Here is a 17,228-nt window from a genome sequence, read left to right on the forward strand (position 1 = left end):
CCTATCAAGCACATGATGCGGTAACCCTAGCTAGGAAAAGGCGAAAAAACAGCGGTAATGGTAAGGCAATAGAGTCTTCGGTATGGCGTCAAGTTGAAAAATACCTCATGCTTTATTACAGCCCAGAGCAGATTGCTGCACGTTTAAAGAAAGTCAGCGTCCAATCAATCTATAACTATCTTTATCAAAATAAAGCGCGCTATGAACAATTCAAACCTTATCTAAGGCGAAAAGGCAAAGCCTATAGGCATTGTAAGGCACCGAGTATTAAAGAAGGAGACCGCCGTTATAAACGGTCAATTAAACAACGTCCAAGTTATGTAGAAAGCCGGAAAACGCGAGGACATTGGGAGGGAGATACGATTATTAGCCGTAAAGACAAGCAAGCATTGGTGACATTAGTTGAACGCAAAACAGGGCTAGTATTAATTGGGCTCCTCAATCAACGTACCGCCTCCGAAACGAGAGATATGATAATAAAATTGCTAACGCCGTTTAAAAAAATGGTTAAAAGCATCACCTTTGATAATGGAACCAAATTTAATTATCATCATGCTATTGAGTATTATTTAAACACCACCGTGTACTTTGCGGAGCCTTATAAAAGCTGGCAAAGAGGCACAAATGAAAACACCAATGGCTTAATACGTCAGTTTATACCTAAGTCAGCGGCCATTTCATTAGTTGACGACAAACAGATAAAGAAAATACAATATCTATTGAACACACGCCCAAGAAAACGGCATAAGTTTAAAAGCCCTGCCGATTTTTATTCTAAGGAGCTAAGAAGAATTGCACTTCATGGTGTAATCTAGGATTTACTAAAAAACAATTTAATACAACATAATACGTTAGAATATTAGGGTGTCTACAAAAAATATTTGAAATTAAATTCGCAAAAAGTGAATAAAAATTCATTTTATGCTTGTAATAGCCTCATAAATAACCTACTATATGCACATTATTGCATAAAAAATAGATAAGGGTAGGGTATGTTAAAAGCAATTATTGTTGGTGCAAGTGGTTATGCAGGGGCAAGATTAGCTCATTATTTACACAAGCATCCGCATATACAACTTATTGCTTTAACTGTGTCTGAAAACAGCCAAGACGGTGGTAAGCTTATTTCTGATTATGATTTACACCCTCAGTTAAAAGGTGTTGTTGACTTACCACTTATTGCCACTGCTGATTATTCTTCCTATATCAATGATCTTGATATTGTTTTTTTAGCTACTGAACATGCTGTCAGCCATAATATAGCTCCTTATTTTTTAGAACATGGTTGTACAGTTTTTGATTTGTCGGGTGCGTTTAGAGTTAACTCTACTTCTTTTTATACCGATTATTATGGTTTTATCCATCAGCATCCAAAATGGCTAGATAAAGCAGTTTATGGCTTAGCAGAATGGAATAGTGAACAAATCAAACAGGCACAACTGATTGCTGTACCAGGATGTTACCCTACAGCATCACAATTACCATTAAAACCATTAATCGAGGAGGGGCTATTAGATAATTCACAATGGCCTGTTATTAATGCTGTGAGTGGGGTGAGTGGAGCAGGGCGAAAACCTTCGCATAATAATATATTTTGTGAAGTAAGTTTACATGCCTATGGACTTTTTACTCATCGACACCAACCCGAAATTGCAACACATTTAGGTCAAGAAGTGATCTTTACACCTCATTTAGGCAGTTTTCAACAAGGTATCCACGCCACAATTACTTGCCGAGTAAAAGAAGGTGTTACATCACAAGATATTCTCAAAGCTCTAAATAAATATTACAAAAATAAGCCTTTGATTCGAATTTATCAAAAAGATTGGCCAGCATTAAAATCTGTCATTGGTTTGCCTTATTGTGATATTGGATTTGTATTAAAAGATCGTCATTTAATATTAATTTCTGTTGAAGATAACTTATTAAAAGGCGCAGCAGCACAAGCTGTGCAGTGTATGAATATTCGATATAATTTTGATGAAACCACATCACTATTATAAAAATGAGTGAATTATTTCAAAGCTCTGTACAAAATTTTTAATGAATTAAAAATAGGTTAAATTAATAGGAAACTAAAATGAAACCATTAATTATAAAACTTGGAGGCGTATTGCTCGACAATAAAGATGCCTTAAGTAAATTATTTGACGTTATTAGTGAGTACAAAAAAAATTTTCAACGATCATTAATTATTGTTCATGGTGGTGGTACGGTAGTTGATTCATTAATGGATAGACTTTCTTTACCCGTAGTACGTCGCAATGGATTACGGGTAACTCCTGCTGATCAAATTGACGTTATTGTTGGTAGCCTTGCTGGCAGTGCCAATACTACTTTATTGTCAGAAGCAAAAAAACAGCAAATAGCAAGTGTAGGACTCTGTTTAGCTGATGGTAATAGTTTAGAAGTTAAACAAATTTCAGAAGATTTAGGTTATGTTGGTGAAGCCAAAGCTGGCGATCCTACATTAATCAATCTACTTATTAATTCGGGTTACCTTCCCATTATTAGCTCGATTGGTATTACTCAAGCGGGACAAATGATGAATGTTAATGCCGATCACGCAGCGGTAGCACTAGCTAAGACCTTAAATGCTGATTTAATATTATTGTCTGATGTAGTTGGCGTACTTGACGACAACAAACAACGCATCAAATCATTAACTCAATCGCACGCGGATCAACTGATTGCTAAAGGTGTTATTACAGACGGTATGGTCGTTAAAGTGAATTCAGCTTTCGAAGCCGCCAAGGCCTTAGGACGACCAATTGATATTGCTAGTTGGAAAGAATCCCACCAACTCATCGAATTATTTAATGGGCAATCAGGCACTACAGGCACAAGAATCATTGCTTAGATATTGAGCAGCTATTATATTAAGCTAGTTATCTATATCTAACGATTAATAAAAAAATATCTTTAACTCATTTTTATCGTCAGTTAATTTAGAAAGGGTATAACATGAAAAAAAGTGGAACCAAAAAGGTCGTATTGGCTTATTCAGGTGGTTTGGATACATCAGCAATTATTCCTTGGTTGAAAGAAAATTATGGTGGATGTGAAGTTTATGCCTTTGTTGCTAATGTAGGTCAAGATCCAAAAGAACTAAAAGATGTAGAAAAAAAGGCTAAAGCATCGGGTGCAGTTGCTTGTAAGGTTGTTGATTTAAGAGAAGAATTTGTTAAAGATTACGTATATCCGGTCTTAAAAACAGGAGCCTTATACGAAGGAACTTATTATCTTGGTACCTCAATGGCTCGTCCAATTATTGCAAAAGCGCAAGTTGAATATGCGTTAGAAGTCGGGGCTGATACACTCTGTCACGGAGCGACTGGTAAAGGCAATGACCAAGTGCGTTTTGAAACAACCTATACTGCACTTGCACCACAACTTAAAGTGATTGCTCCTTGGCGTGAATGGGATCTGCGTTCACGCGAAGCATTAATTGATTATTTAAAAGTTCGTAAAATTCCAACAACCGCAACCGTTGAAAAAATTTACAGCCGTGACGAAAACGCATGGCATATCTCCACTGAAGGTGGTGTGTTAGAAAGCACATGGAACCAAGCTAATACAGATTGCTGGGCTTGGACTGTTTCGCCTGAAGATGCTCCAAACCAACCAGAATTAGTAACCATTGGTATTGAAAAAGGCGAAGTGGTTTCAGTAAATGGGAAAAAATTATCACCATATAACTGTGTTGCAACATTAAATAAAATTGGTGCAAAACATGGTGTTGGTCGAGTTGATATTATTGAAAATCGCTTAGTCGGTATCAAATCGCGTGGTTGTTATGAAACGCCTGGCGGCACAATAATGATGACAGCATTACGTGGTTTAGAACAATTAATATTAGACCGCGACAGCTTTAAATGGCGTGAACAACTAGGTATTGAAATGGCTTATGTTGTTTATGATGGGCGCTGGTTTGCACCATATCGTCGATCAATTCAAGCCGCGGCTGAAGTTTTGGCACAAGACATGACGGGTGAAGTAGTGGTTAAACTTTATAAAGGTAATGCAACTGCCGTGCAAAAGAAATCACCAAATAGCCTATATAATGAAGAATTTGCTACATTTGGTGAAGATGAAGTTTATGATCATAGCCATGCAGGAGGATTTATTCGTCTATTCTCATTATCATCACGTATACGTGCTTTAAATGAGGAACAGCAAAAACAAACTGCCAAAAAAGCGAAAAAGTAAACGCCAATTTGCAAATATACTAGTGATAATAATAAATATATACAGGCAACGTCCTGTATATATTGTTCTTGATTAAATTTAATTTTATTATAAAAATAAATATATAAAACGAAAATTGAAATTGTACAGCTAATCATTAAGATAACATTTATTTAAGATAATATTGAGGTAATTATGGCATTATGGGGTGGGCGTTTTAGCCAAGAAGCAGATCAACGATTTAAGCATTTTAATGATTCATTACGCTTTGATTATCGTCTTGCAGAGCAAGATATCATTGGCTCAATTGCTTGGTCAAAAGCATTGGTAACAGTTAACGTTATATCTTATGATGAACAAAAAAAATTAGAAAAAGCCTTAAATGAATTGTTGCTATTGGTTAAACAAGATCCTAACCAAATTTTACAAAGTGATGCCGAAGACATACACAGTTGGGTTGAACAAAAACTGATTGAAAAAATTGGCGAATTAGGTAAAAAATTACACACAGGACGAAGCCGTAATGACCAATCAACAACCGACTTAAAATTATGGTGTAAAGAGCAAATTCCTCATTTAATTAATGCGATAAATCACTTACGCCAATTACTAGTTACAACCGCTGAACAGCACCAAAAAGCTATTATGCCTGGTTACACCCACTTGCAACGAGCACAACCAATTACATTTGCGCATTGGTGCCTGGCTTATTTTGAAATGTTAAGTCGTGATGTCAGCCGTTTAGAAGATACATTGCAACGTTTAGATGTTAGTCCATTAGGCTCAGGTGCATTAGCTGGAACTGCCTATCCAATGGATCGTGAACAATTAGCGCATTGGTTAGGATTTGCTCAAGCAACTAATAATAGTTTGGACTCGGTGTCTGATCGTGATCACATTCTTGAACTATTAAATAATGCTTCAATAGGTATGGTACACCTATCGCGTTTTGCTGAAGATCTTATTATTTTCAATAGTGGTGAAGCCAATTTTGTTGAACTATCAGATCGAGTGACTTCAGGATCTTCACTCATGCCACAAAAAAAGAATCCAGATGCATTAGAACTGATTCGTGGCAAAATAGGGCGGGTTGCGGGTGCATTAACAGGAGCCTTAATGACCTTCAAAGGTTTACCGCTTGCTTATAATAAAGATTTACAAGAAGACAAAGAGCATCTATTTGACGCACTTGATACTTGGCAAGAATGCTTAGATATGTCCACACTAGTACTAGAGGATATTAAAATTAACTACACAAATTGCCAAGAAGCTGCCAAACAAGGTTATTCTAATGCAACTGAACTGGCTGATTATTTAGTAGCCAAAGGCATACCGTTCCGTGAGGCACACCACATTGTTGGTGAAGCAGTTGTTGATGCTATTGCAAAGCAAAAAGCGCTCGAAGAACTTTCGCTTGAAGAACTACAAAAATTTAGCCCAGTTATTGATAATGATGTTTATCCAATATTATCGTTAGAATCATGCCTAGCTAAACGATGTGCCAAAGGTGGGGTTTCACCACAACAGGTAAAATCAGCGATTGAAGTTGCCAAGCAACAACTTTATAAACAGCTATATTAATCTAATAACAACTATACCTGTATTAGCTGGTATTTTTATACTGAAACACATAGTTACCTGAAACTTTTTAACAAAAAATATGATTGTATATCTGTTCATACAGTGTAAAAATAGAGCTCTTTTTTGAATGGATTAAAGTGAAGCATAATGAGTAAAAGTTATAATTTTAGTGCCGGTCCAGCAAAATTGCCTGCTGAAGTATTAAAACAAGTTCAAACTGAATTATTAAATTGGCATAATACTGGCGCATCAGTCATGGAATTAAGCCATAGAGGTAAAGATTTTGACGCCTGTGCTATTGAGGCTACCAACGACCTACGAGAAATCTTAAACGTTCCTAAAAATTACAAAATTCTTTATTGCCAAGGTGGAGCCAGAGCACAATTTGCTGCAGTTCCATTAAATATTTTAGGAAATAAAACCAGTGCCGACTATATTAACAGTGGTTATTGGAGCCAATGCGCAATCAAAGAAGCCAGCAAATATTGCCAAGTTAATGAACAAAATGTTGTTATCAAACAAAACGGACTAACGGCTGTTAAATCTATGTCAGAATGGCAATTAAATGATAATGCTGCCTATGTACACTATTGTCCAAACGAAACAATTGATGGCGTTCAAATCTTTGAAGAACCCAACTTTGGTGACAAAACCGTTGTAGCTGACTTATCATCGTGTATATTATCGCAACCTATTGACATAAATCGATATGGCATAATTTATGCGGGTGCTCAAAAAAATATTGGTCCATCAGGTATTACCATTATCATTGTGCGAGAAGATTTAATTGGCCATGCAAAAAAAATCTTACCATCAGTACTAGATTACAAAATCTTAATGGACAACGATTCAATGTTTAACACTCCACCTACATTTGCATGGTATTTGTCGGGGCTAGTGTTTAAATGGATAAAAAGTCTTGGTGGATTAAAAGCAATGCAGCAACGAAACCAAGCTAAAGCACAATCACTATATCAATTCATCGACCAATCTAACTTTTATCGAAATAATGTTGCAGTAGCAAATCGGTCAATTATGAATGTTACTTTTTTATCACCAAATGAAGAGTTGGATAAAAAATTTGTAAGCGAATCAACTCAAGCTAACATTATTGGCATTAAAGGTCACCGAATTGCAGGAGGTATGCGAGCATCAATTTATAACGCTATGGATCAAGAAGGCATCAATTATTTAATTGATTTTATGCAGCGATTTGAAAAACAAAATAGCTAAATTAACTCAAAATATTACAAGTTATTACTATCAGCAAAAAGGGAAGGAAAAACTTCCCTTTTTCATTTAATCAGCATTATTTACAGCTATAAACCTCACCAACCATAACCGCATCTGTTGGTGCAATATCAGAAATATATTGCATTGAAGTATCCTGTGCATTATAAATCACATTACCACCCATTGCAGCAGCTTTATTCATCAGGTCAGAAGCCGCATCACGAATAAGCTCACTATGTGTTTTAAGACCAGAAAAAAAACTACTACGACGCCCCTCTGCTTTACCTAATAACTGACAAGAAGCAGCTGGTTTAGTATCAATAAACCGAACTTGACTACCGACAGAAGTAGTTTGATAGTTAGAACTACTACAAGCACCTAAAAGTAAAGTCGCAACCATCGTAACACCAATGAATAATAATTTTTTTATAGACATAATATTTCCTCAACCAATAAAACAACAATCAATAATAAACTAAATTATTGTAGCAGTTTAATTAAACAAAAAATATCAGTAATTAAACTTGTATAAAATCTAATAAATCACAGGACAATAAATAATCAAACCGACCTATTTTATTAATTAACTATAGCAAATTCGATTTAACTCTATTATAATCGCAACCCTACTAACTAAGTAGCACATCCAAATGGCCCCTTAGCTCAGTTGGTCAGAGCAGTCGACTCATAATCGATTGGTCACTGGTTCAAGTCCAGTAGGGGCCACCATTAAACACTATGATTTATATAAGTTCTTAAGCATTTCTTAGATTTTCCATTGTGTCGTTTAATGAGCCTTGTGCCGTAAATAGGTTTGGGATAATACAGTTGTTGGAAGTTTTTTTCATACACTAAAATCCCTATTATTCATGGTTGTTACTATAAAACGAGGAAGTTGTCTAATAAAGCACTATTTGAATATATTCAAATATATCATAATTGTATTCGTCTTCGGCAGTCAACGGCTGGATATCGCTTGAATAATATGAACAACACTATTACCAAAACAATAAAATAATAAAGAAGGGTAATCTCTAATATTTTTGAGAGGATCAGTATTTTGCCTTGATACACTGGAGTATGGTATGTGTTTTTTATCCCAGCCCCATAATTTAAAATCACTCATCAGCGTCTTCTTTTTCATACGATCATTTATATTATTGTCTTTATTACTATCGTAAGCTGTAAAAAGCAACAAGAGGTTAGGGCTGTTGATCTTTGCTGTACATAAATTACTCAACAATACATTGGCAGCCACATTAACATAAATGCCAGTGATACCATACTGGCATAATTCCTTTCTAACTTATCGTATCTATTTGATATTTAATGATATTGCTTGATTCTAGCAAAGGCATTCTCGACTAAATGACGATAGCGATAAAGGCTCCTATCCATACTGCTTTTATCTATATCCTTACCATAATTACGTTTAGCAATCACCGTTCGTCCGCCTTTTTGACGAACCGTTATCCTTCAGAAAGCTCAAAACAAATAGGCAAACCACCACTATCAACCGCAAGATGAATTTTAGTTGAATTACCGCCACAGCTATGACCTATTTGCTCACAATGCTCCGTTGCAGCGCCTGTACTATGTTGATGAGCCCTGATAATCGAGCTATCTAGGAACACCCATTCAAAATCCGCTAGTTGTGATAACTGTTTGAAAATATCAACTAATATTCCTTTTTTAGACCACAAATTAAATCGTCTATAGACGGTGCTCCATTCACCAAACTCTTCTGGCAAATCTCGCCAAGGAATACCAGTTCTCATTCGGAAAAGGATCCCTTCAAACGTCATCCGATGCTCGGATTTATTATAAACTCGGCCGGTATTTTTCATTATTTGTAGTAGCTTCTCCCACCGTTTATCTGTTAGCATTGTTCTTGGCATGATGAATCGAGTTATGGTTGTTTTTGGCAGAATTATTATAACTCATATCATGCCGTCTAAAAATAATCACGAAAGATCAACACGCCCTAATATTTTATGATTAAAATACTCAACTGAAAACTTATAAGGCGTTAATTTTGTTTTTATGTATATTCATTGCAACATTTTTTTAATTACTTTAAACAATGCGATTAATTCCTACAGCTTATTTATAAAACTATCAAATGATTCAGATACTAAAACTAATTCTTTTTCATCCATCAGCCATATATATATTTCTCCATAATTTTCATTTTTTAATGAAAGTAAAAAACAATTTCCACCCTCATCATAAGCAAAAGGAATCATATCTTTTAAATTAGAAAAGTCATCAATTAAATTAGTGTAAATATCTTCTATAGTTAAATCGCCATATTTTATTGGATTAAAGCCACCTAATAAAAAGAAATTATGTTCACCGTTTTCGGGAGGGTAACCACCATTAAATTTAATGTAAAAATCAATAAATGAAAGTGGAATCTCTTTATCAAAATATTTGCTAAATTCTTAAAATTCTTCAAGAGATAATTGTTTTTCCGATTCTACGAGTATTAGTTGCATTTGTTATTATCCTTTTTAACTGGAAATATATACTTTTTGATCGTTTTTGTGGGTAAATATCTTACCTTTATTTCAAACTTAAGACACACCAATTTGCAACATTGCATAATAGAAATTAGTTATCGCAATCAAAGTAATAATCTTATAAATTATGTAAATTTTAGAGTAAAATACAATCAATAAGTTATATTAATAATCATACCCTGTTTTAGTCATAAAAACTGATACGCATTGATTATCAATTAAACAGAAATTATACTGATTTTTACATAAATTATTACCCGTTTCGATACAGAAGTTTCTATTGATTCTGCATTTGGAATTGTAGTTCAACATATTTTGTTTAACTTGGAGAAAGGAAATGTATTTATTAGAAATGGCACCAAAATTTTTATTAGCTTTAATTATTTTACTTGTTTATGTGAAGTTATCGGGTAAAAGCCAAATAGCACCTATGTCACAGCTTGATCAGGTTGGTAGTATGGTTATTGGTGCGTTGGTTGGGGGGGCCTTACTTAGTCCGACAGTATCTTCTTGGGAATCGGCTGGATTAGTGGCTATTTGGGCTGGCTTACTTGTTTTAATTCGATTTATCAAATCTAAAAACTCACGTTTACGCGATGCTATAGATGGCGAACCAATCCAACTTGTTAAAAATGGGCATTTAATAACGGATAATTTTGTTAAAGCTAACTTACCAGTAAGGGATTTTGAAACCTTAGTTAATATACAAGGCATAGCTTCTTTTGATGAGTTAAAAGAGGTTTGGTATGAACTAAATGGTTCGTTAACTGTTATCAAAAAAGGTGATAAAGATATTGCTGTGCTTATCATTGAAAATGGCGGTATTAGCCATGACAATTTAGAGCAACTCAAAAAAGATGAAAATTGGGTTAAACAAGAGATTGCAAAACAAGGTTATGAAAAATTAGAAGATATTTTTTGTGCTGAATGGTTTGATAATAAATTAATTGTTTATCCTTATGACGCTGTTCGTGAAGGTAAAAAATAACTATTGTTTGTATCTTAGGGTGGATAATAATCCACCCATATTTTAGCTCAATTGGTTAAAAATGTATCTTCAAATTAACGTAGTTGGCTATCTTTGCTGCCACGACGATTATATAGACTTGATGTTTTAGCTAATTGTTTATCGATTTCTTGTTGGCAAGACAAACAATATTGTACGCCAGGCAATGCAGATCTTCTGGCTTTTGCAATAGGCTCTCCGCATTCAATACAAAAATGAGCGCTAATTGTACTGTGATTGAGTTGTCTTCTTGCGTTTTCGATGGCATCAGCAATAGTGCCTTCGATTTGTTGATTAACGGCATCGTCAGACGCCCATCCACTTGCCATAAATGAATCCTTCTATAACTGAAATAGTTGGCTAATGATATGGTGTTTTTTTAAATATTTTCAAGTAGTATGCTAATTTATAGCAGTGCATTTTAGTGTTAATGATTATGCTGAAGTTAAGCAATAAATAGTAGAAGAATTGTTTAACATATTAAGTGGGAAATTATTATGCAACAATATGAACAAGCAACATTTGCTGGTGGTTGTTTTTGGTGTATGGTCAAACCCTTTGATCAGTATGAAGGGATTATTAGTGTTGCAGCAGGATATACAGGGGGGAAATGTTATCAATCCAACCTATCAACAAGTCTGCTCAGGCATAACAGAGCACACCGAAGCGGTACAAATTAAGTTTGATCCAAAAGTTATTAGTTATAAAAAATTGCTTGAAATTTTTTGGAAACAAATCGATCCAACTGATTCTCAAGGGCAATTTGCTGATCGAGGTGATTCTTATCGTTCTGTTATTTTTTATCATAATGAATATCAACATAAACTAGCATTAGCGTCTAAACAAGCGTTACAAGATAGTAAGAAGTTCGATAAGCCTATAGGTGTCGCTATCGAGCCTGCAGTTGCTTTTTACCTAGCTGAGGATTATCACCAACATTATTATACAAAACAACCCCAGCATTATAATCAATATTATCAATTATCAGGGCGATCAAAGTTTTTAGCACAGCATTGGCAAAAATAAAGAGGTAATTAAATTATGCAAAACTATCCGCAATATAGTAATAAACAAAAATGGATTCATTGGTTAACATTGATACTGATTGTATTAACGTTTTTATTAGTGTTATTTAAAGTGACATTGTCACATTATTTGGGAGGTATGTTTACTATTTATTTATTGCATAAATCTTTTGGCGTGTTGATATTTGTAATAACATTGTGGCGTTTTACAATTATTAAAACCGAAGGTGTGCCTAATGTCTTGCCTAAAAATCAAAAACTACAACGTATTTTATCGAAGTCCATACAAGGGTTTATTTACATTTTTTTAATTATTGTGCCTATGTCTGGGTACTTAATGAGTAGTCGGTCGCTGAATTTTGGGGGCATCATTTCTATTCCGGCTATTGATATGCCTAATATGTTTTATGATTTTTTTCATATTATGCATAAGTTCAGCTCATATTTATTAGCAATTTTACTTATTTTACATATAGCTGGCGCCTTATATCATTATTTTTGGATTAAAGATAAAGTATTGCAATCAATGTTAAGTCGTAATTAATTCTATTATTTAAAATAAATAACATAAAGGTGACTTATGAATAAAACAATGAAAGAAAAAGCACTGTCTATATTAACACCTATGCAATATCACGTAACTCAAAAAAATGGGACTGAACCACCGTTCGAAAACGAATTTAATTCCAATCATGAGGAAGGGATATATGTTGATATTGTGTCTGGCGAGCCGTTATTTACTTCGTTAGATAAATTTGATTCAGGATGTGGCTGGCCTAGTTTTGCTAAACCGATAAAAAAGGGCAATATTGTTGAAAAAAAGGACACCAGTTTTGGTATGAGGCGTATTGAAGTGCGATCTGTGGAAGCTGATTCTCATCTTGGGCATGTCTTTAATGATGGCCCAAAAGAGTTAGGTGGATTACGTTATTGTATTAACTCAGCTTCCTTACGATTTATACCTAAAGAGGAACTGGAAGATGCAGGTTATGGGCAATATTTAAACCTATTTGATAAACAATCACAGACAGCATAATCGCTACAATATAAAAATCCTATCATCTTAATCAGATGATAGGATAAAATTTTAAAAGACCTAGTTTTTTCGTTTAAATAAAATATAACTAATCAATAAAAATACGAAACTGGTTATAAGGGAACCAATAACAGGGTAAATACCAATAACAATACTTACTTGCGCAAACAAATTATCGGCAATGTAAAATAAGAAGCCAAAGCTGATACCTATCACCACACGAATCCCCATTGATACGCTACGCAATGGACCAAAAATAAACGATAAAGCTAACAACATCATCACAGCAACTGAAATTGGTTTAATGATCTTTTTCCAAAACAGCAAATCATAATACTTAGTATCTTGCCCAGAGTTTTTTAGATATTGTGAATACTCATAAAGTCCTGAAGCCGACAACGAGTCAGGATCAAATGCGACAATATTTAATTTATCAGGAGTAATGCTTGTTTTCCAAGGCATGGATATCGTATTTACACCAACTACTTTATTGGGCACTGTTAGATCATTTTTTTCAACTTGCGATAATGTCCAAGTATCATTTTCATACACTCCATAAGCAGCATAGGTAATGGATTGAAGCTTATTTTGGTCAACTGAATAAATATAAACATTCGAAATCGAATTATCGTTATTTACATGGCCAATAAATACATAATCATTACCATCTTTAGCCCAAAGACTGCCTTGTTCAGCCATTAACGAATTACCATAAAGCTTTTCAGAACGCATATTGCGTGCAGTTTGCTCGCTAACTGGGGCAACCCATTCACCAATCGCCATTGTAATTAGTACTAGTGGTAATGCTGTTTTCATCACCGCAAATGCAATTTTGAAACGACTAAAGCCAGATGTTTCCATTACAATTAATTCACTGCGGGATGCTAACAATCCTAAACCAATCAATGCACCCAATAACGCTGCCATCGGGAAGAATACTTCTAAATCTTTTGGAGCCATTAAAAGCGTATAAATACCGACAGAAAACGCATCATAATCAACTTTAATTTTTCGAAGCTGATCAATAAAACGGATGATACCCGACAAACTAATAAGTAAAAAAAGACTAACACCAATGGTGCTTAAAATAGTTTTACCGATATAACGTTCTAAAATCGAAAACACGCTTTGCTCCTTAAGATGCCGAATATTTTAAGCGAAGTTTACGCATAAATAGGTTGTCCCAACAATTCAATATTATCGCTAACACAAAATATCCTAAATTCAATATATAAAACCACAATTCGGGATCTAACCGACCTTTACCAGCATTAGCCTTAATTGAACTGGCCGATAAAAAGTAAACTAAATAGATCAGTAAAGCTGGTAAAACTTGCGCAAGGCGTCCTTGTCGTGGGTTTGATACGCTCAGTGGAATAACTAAAAAGGCCATTAATGGTACTGAAATAATTAGCGTTATCCGCCAATAAAATTCCGCAACAGCTTTAGGTGTATTAGTATTAATAAGCTCTAATATTCCAAATTGCTGAACATCAACTTTATCGTTATCCTCGTTAGTATTTAACTCTTTGGGTTTTATGATACCTAAATAATTATGAAAGTTTGAAATTCTAAAATCTTTTAATTGTGCTGTGCCTTCATAACGATTAGCATTTTCAAGTGTAATAATTTGGTTACCTTCGTTATCGTGTCCAGTCTTACCTTTATTAGCAATAATAATAGAAGGTCGTTGATTTGCTTTTGGATTGATTTGAGCAATAAATACATTTTCTAAATTGTTATTATCCACATTACCAATGTAAATAACTGAATTACCATCTGGCGTTTGTTGGAATTGTCCTGCTAATAATCCAGCTAAACTAGGATTGATCTTAGCATTAGCAACCAACTGATCTTGCTTAACGTTAGACCAAGGACCAAACCAAAGTGAATTCATTACGGTTAATATGCTAGTTAAAATGCATAGAAAAAATACTACTTGATAAGTTAAGTTTTTCTTAACACCACATGCATGCATAGCTACCATTTCACTATCAGAATAAAGTCGCCCGAAAGTAACAAGTACACCAAGAAAAAGGCTCAGCGGCAAAATAAGATCGGCCATATTTGATACGCCTAAAACTAGTAACGGCATAATTAATTCACGAGGGATTGAACCATCGATTGCGCTCGACAAAATTCTAATTAATTTTTGAGAAAAGAAAATCAGCAACAAAATAAATAAAATTGCCCCTTGGGTTTTCAATGTTTCTTTCACTAAATATCGACGAATTATCACATCTTACCTTTATCTGTTGGCACAAAATCAGACTATTATAATCTGATTTGTTTCGTTTTAGTTATCTTTTTGTTGCTATCCAACAATGAACCGATAGAATATAATTTTTCTGAACTAATTCATAAACGAGAAGCACCATGGAATTTCAAATAAAAAGCAGTACTATTATAACTAAACAAAAAACAGAGTGTTTAGTTGTTTCAATTGATTCAAGAAAAAGCCAGTCTGATTTTGTCAAAGATATCGATAAATCAACCAATGGTTTAGTTAGTCAGCTTATCAAATCAGGTGATATAAGTTGCGAACTAGGTAAAACTACTTTGCTACATCCAAATAACAATTTAAAACAAAAACTTTTATTTGTTGGTTGTGGCAAAGCAAAAACATTTGACTTAGTTCAAGCTAAAACCGTTATTAAAGTGGTAATAAAAGAACTACTAGCTAAAAAAGTTAAAAATATTGCATGGGATCTATTAGCATTCAATGAAGTAACTAGCCTTGAAATAGCCAAACAACTGCCGCAAATTATTAGCGATATAACTTATCGGTTTGATGACTTTAAAACGACTAAAGATCCTGTACCAAGCCTAACTAAAGTGACATTATTAATTCATGATAAAGAAGCGTTATCAGCATTAACTGATAACTTGTTACAAGGGCAAATTATTGCTAATGCTATTACTGCAACAAAAGCAATTGCCAATATGCCGCCAAATATTTGTAACGCAAAATACTTAGCCGAACAAGGTAAACAACTAGGCAAACTGCATTCATCATTAAAAGTAACATGCCTTGGCGAAAGCGAATTGGCAAAATTAAACATGAACGCCTACTTAGCAGTAGGGCGGGGCTCGCAAAACGAATCAATCATGACCATTATTGAATACAATGGTGCTAAAGATAAAAAAGCTCAGCCGTATGTTTTAGTCGGCAAGGGACTAACCTTTGATTCAGGCGGAATATCTATCAAACCATCTGCAGGCATGGACGAAATGAAATACGATATGTGCGGTGCGGCAACCGTTTATGGTGTTATGCAGGCTGTGGCAGAGTTAAAATTACCTATTAACGTTGTTGGAGTCATGGCGGGTTGTGAAAACATGCCTGACGGCAACAGCTATCGCCCTGGCGACATATTGACAACCATGTCAGGTACTACAGTTGAAGTGATTAATACTGATGCTGAAGGTCGCTTAGTCTTATGTGATGCTTTAACATATGTAGAACGTTACAATCCAAAAACTGTTATTGATATTGCCACTTTAACCGGCGCTTGTATCGTTGCATTGGGACATCACTATACTGGAGTAATGGGTAATAACGACAAATTAATTGCACAATTGATTTCATCATCCAACAAAGCAGGCGACAAAGTATGGGAGCTACCGATTGATAGTGAATTCCAAGAACAAATCAAATCAACCTGTGCTGATATTGTTAATGCTGGTGGCCGAGATGGCGGCACCATTACTGCGGCATGCTTCTTATCACGTTTTACCGAAAAATATCAATGGGCACATCTAGATATTGCTGGTACAGCGTGGAAATCAGGAAGACAAAAAGGTGCAACGGGTCGTCCAGTTGCCATGTTGATTCAATATCTACTAGATCAATAAATCGAGTTAATATTTTATGAAAAAAGTGATCTTCTATTTACTTGAAAACCAAACAGAAGCCAACGAGTCTGGCGTGCTTTTTTATGAAAAACTAGCATGCAAAAAAATAATTGAAGCATGGCATGCCAATCAGCGTGTGCAAGTTGCTTGTCAAGATCAGGCTCAAGCAGAACGAATAGACGAGTACCTTTGGCAACTCGAAACCGACAATTTTGTTCCGCATAATTTGGCCGGTGAAGGTATGAAAGGGGGATCACCTGTTGAAATTAGCTGGCCACAAAAACGCAGTAGCGGCACACGTCAGCTACTTATTAATTTACAAGAACAATTTCCTGAATTTGCAGGTGTTTATCGTGATATTATCGATTTTGTGCCAGTTGATGAGCAGTTAAAGTCATTAGCAAGGGAACGGTACAGGTTGTATAAAGAGGCAGGATTTAATCTTAAAACGATTTCAATTAATTGCGAATAATATTAGGGAAGTTTGTTTATTTTTTTATTGATTGTCTTTTCTAAAAGTTAATATTAAAATTAAATAAAATCAATAGTCTACCGGAAGGATTTTTTAATGGTGAAATCTGCGCATTATCCAAAAACTCAAAATTCACGCCAACCCTTTTTTTATTGACAGGTAAAAATTAATGAAAAACAATAAATTAAAATTATCTTGTAGAAAAGGGTATTTTAAAGTAGAAAACCTGTTTTGCTTTTGCAAAACTATGTTTATAGTATATCTGCTTCTAGATTAACGCCGTATAGGCGGTTTAGAAACACGTTCTTTT

At 34.7% G+C, this 17,228-nt stretch carries 16 protein-coding genes, 1 tRNA gene and 4 pseudogenes; 14 read left to right on the forward strand and 7 right to left on the reverse strand.

Annotated features, from left to right (window positions below; translation table 11 throughout):
* From A9G38_RS06830 to serC, 6 genes are all read left to right on the forward strand, one after another.
* Positions 1–815, forward strand: an 815-nt coding sequence (locus A9G38_RS06830) for an IS30 family transposase (protein ID WP_065623198.1), incomplete at its 5' end; no start/stop codon positions are given.
* A gap of 177 nt (positions 816–992) precedes the next feature.
* A complete protein-coding gene (argC, locus tag A9G38_RS06835; RefSeq protein ID WP_034912762.1) occupies positions 993–2,003 on the forward strand; it encodes an N-acetyl-gamma-glutamyl-phosphate reductase in 1,011 nt (336 codons plus the stop codon).
* A gap of 77 nt (positions 2,004–2,080) precedes the next feature.
* Positions 2,081–2,860, forward strand: a complete 780-nt coding sequence (argB, locus tag A9G38_RS06840; RefSeq protein WP_034912765.1) for an acetylglutamate kinase — start codon at positions 2,081–2,083, stop codon at positions 2,858–2,860.
* Between the two features lie 104 nt (positions 2,861–2,964).
* Positions 2,965–4,209, forward strand: coding sequence for an argininosuccinate synthase (locus A9G38_RS06845; protein ID WP_034912769.1), 1,245 nt, complete (start codon positions 2,965–2,967; stop codon positions 4,207–4,209).
* A gap of 174 nt (positions 4,210–4,383) precedes the next feature.
* Positions 4,384–5,769: an argininosuccinate lyase gene (gene argH / locus A9G38_RS06850; protein WP_034912772.1), complete on the forward strand. Its 1,386-nt coding sequence runs from the start codon at positions 4,384–4,386 to the stop codon at positions 5,767–5,769.
* A 147-nt stretch (positions 5,770–5,916) separates the two neighbouring features.
* Positions 5,917–7,002, forward strand: coding sequence for a 3-phosphoserine/phosphohydroxythreonine transaminase (gene serC / locus A9G38_RS06855; protein ID WP_034912775.1), 1,086 nt, complete (start codon positions 5,917–5,919; stop codon positions 7,000–7,002).
* 76 nt (positions 7,003–7,078) lie between these two features.
* Here serC and A9G38_RS06860 read toward each other — a convergent pair whose 3' ends face one another.
* Positions 7,079–7,438: a DUF4156 domain-containing protein gene (locus A9G38_RS06860; RefSeq protein WP_034912779.1), complete on the reverse strand. Its 360-nt coding sequence runs from the start codon at positions 7,436–7,438 to the stop codon at positions 7,079–7,081.
* Positions 7,439–7,654: 216 nt separating this feature from the next.
* Here A9G38_RS06860 and A9G38_RS06865 point away from each other — a divergent pair.
* Together A9G38_RS06865 and A9G38_RS12845 are read left to right on the forward strand one after the other, a co-directional pair.
* Positions 7,655–7,731, forward strand: a tRNA-Ile gene (locus A9G38_RS06865).
* A 121-nt stretch (positions 7,732–7,852) separates the two neighbouring features.
* Positions 7,853–8,020, forward strand: a pseudogene (locus A9G38_RS12845) (IS3 family transposase); the annotation flags it as partial.
* Here A9G38_RS12845 and A9G38_RS12040 read toward each other — a convergent pair.
* From A9G38_RS12040 to A9G38_RS12850, 3 genes and pseudogenes are all read right to left on the reverse strand, one after another.
* Positions 7,961–8,260: a hypothetical protein gene (locus A9G38_RS12040; RefSeq protein WP_141671753.1), complete on the reverse strand. Its 300-nt coding sequence runs from the start codon at positions 8,258–8,260 to the stop codon at positions 7,961–7,963. The pseudogene A9G38_RS12845 and the gene A9G38_RS12040 overlap by 60 nt on opposite strands.
* A pseudogene (locus A9G38_RS06870) lies at positions 8,239–8,900 on the reverse strand (IS5 family transposase). The gene A9G38_RS12040 and the pseudogene A9G38_RS06870 overlap by 22 nt, the downstream one beginning before the upstream one ends.
* Before the next feature lie 198 nt (positions 8,901–9,098).
* Positions 9,099–9,431: pseudogene (locus tag A9G38_RS12850) on the reverse strand (SMI1/KNR4 family protein); the annotation flags it as partial.
* 430 nt (positions 9,432–9,861) lie between these two features.
* On the opposite strand from A9G38_RS12850, the gene A9G38_RS06880 reads away from it, so the two are divergent.
* Entirely contained in the window at positions 9,862–10,512 is a 651-nt protein-coding gene (locus A9G38_RS06880; RefSeq protein ID WP_034912801.1) for a DUF421 domain-containing protein, read from the forward strand.
* Between the two features lie 74 nt (positions 10,513–10,586).
* Here A9G38_RS06880 and A9G38_RS06885 read toward each other — a convergent pair whose 3' ends face one another.
* Positions 10,587–10,859, reverse strand: coding sequence for a DksA/TraR family C4-type zinc finger protein (locus A9G38_RS06885; protein ID WP_034912805.1), 273 nt, complete (start codon positions 10,857–10,859; stop codon positions 10,587–10,589).
* Between the two features lie 168 nt (positions 10,860–11,027).
* Between A9G38_RS06885 and msrA the strand changes: the two are divergent.
* The 3 genes and pseudogenes from msrA (at position 11,028) to msrB (ending at position 12,591) form a co-directional block, all read left to right on the forward strand.
* A pseudogene (gene msrA, locus A9G38_RS06890) lies at positions 11,028–11,556 on the forward strand (peptide-methionine (S)-S-oxide reductase MsrA).
* A gap of 15 nt (positions 11,557–11,571) precedes the next feature.
* On the forward strand, positions 11,572–12,099 hold the full coding sequence (locus A9G38_RS06895) for a cytochrome b (RefSeq protein ID WP_034912808.1): 528 nt from the start codon (positions 11,572–11,574) through the stop codon (positions 12,097–12,099).
* A 48-nt stretch (positions 12,100–12,147) separates the two neighbouring features.
* Complete coding sequence (gene msrB / locus A9G38_RS06900) at positions 12,148–12,591, forward strand: peptide-methionine (R)-S-oxide reductase MsrB (RefSeq protein ID WP_176701890.1); 444 nt, start codon at positions 12,148–12,150, stop codon at positions 12,589–12,591.
* A gap of 60 nt (positions 12,592–12,651) precedes the next feature.
* Here msrB and lptG read toward each other — a convergent pair whose 3' ends face one another.
* Positions 12,652–13,716, reverse strand: a complete 1,065-nt coding sequence (gene lptG / locus A9G38_RS06905; protein ID WP_034912811.1) for an LPS export ABC transporter permease LptG — start codon at positions 13,714–13,716, stop codon at positions 12,652–12,654.
* 10 nt (positions 13,717–13,726) lie between these two features.
* Positions 13,727–14,830 carry an LPS export ABC transporter permease LptF gene (gene lptF / locus A9G38_RS06910; RefSeq protein WP_034912814.1) on the reverse strand — a complete coding sequence of 368 codons (1,104 nt, stop codon included), beginning with the start codon at positions 14,828–14,830 and terminating at the stop codon, positions 13,727–13,729.
* Positions 14,831–14,967: 137 nt separating this feature from the next.
* Here lptF and A9G38_RS06915 point away from each other — a divergent pair, with 137 nt between their 5' ends.
* Both A9G38_RS06915 and A9G38_RS06920 read left to right on the forward strand, forming a co-directional pair.
* A complete protein-coding gene (locus A9G38_RS06915) occupies positions 14,968–16,446 on the forward strand; it encodes a leucyl aminopeptidase (RefSeq protein ID WP_034912818.1) in 1,479 nt (492 codons plus the stop codon).
* Between the two features lie 16 nt (positions 16,447–16,462).
* Positions 16,463–16,918, forward strand: coding sequence for a DNA polymerase III subunit chi (locus A9G38_RS06920; RefSeq protein WP_034912821.1), 456 nt, complete (start codon positions 16,463–16,465; stop codon positions 16,916–16,918).
* Positions 16,919–17,228: the final 310 nt, after the last annotated feature.

Source organism: Gilliamella sp. Imp1-1 (genome assembly GCF_001690415.1).
Lineage (GTDB): Bacteria > Pseudomonadota > Gammaproteobacteria > Enterobacterales > Orbaceae > Gilliamella > Gilliamella bombi.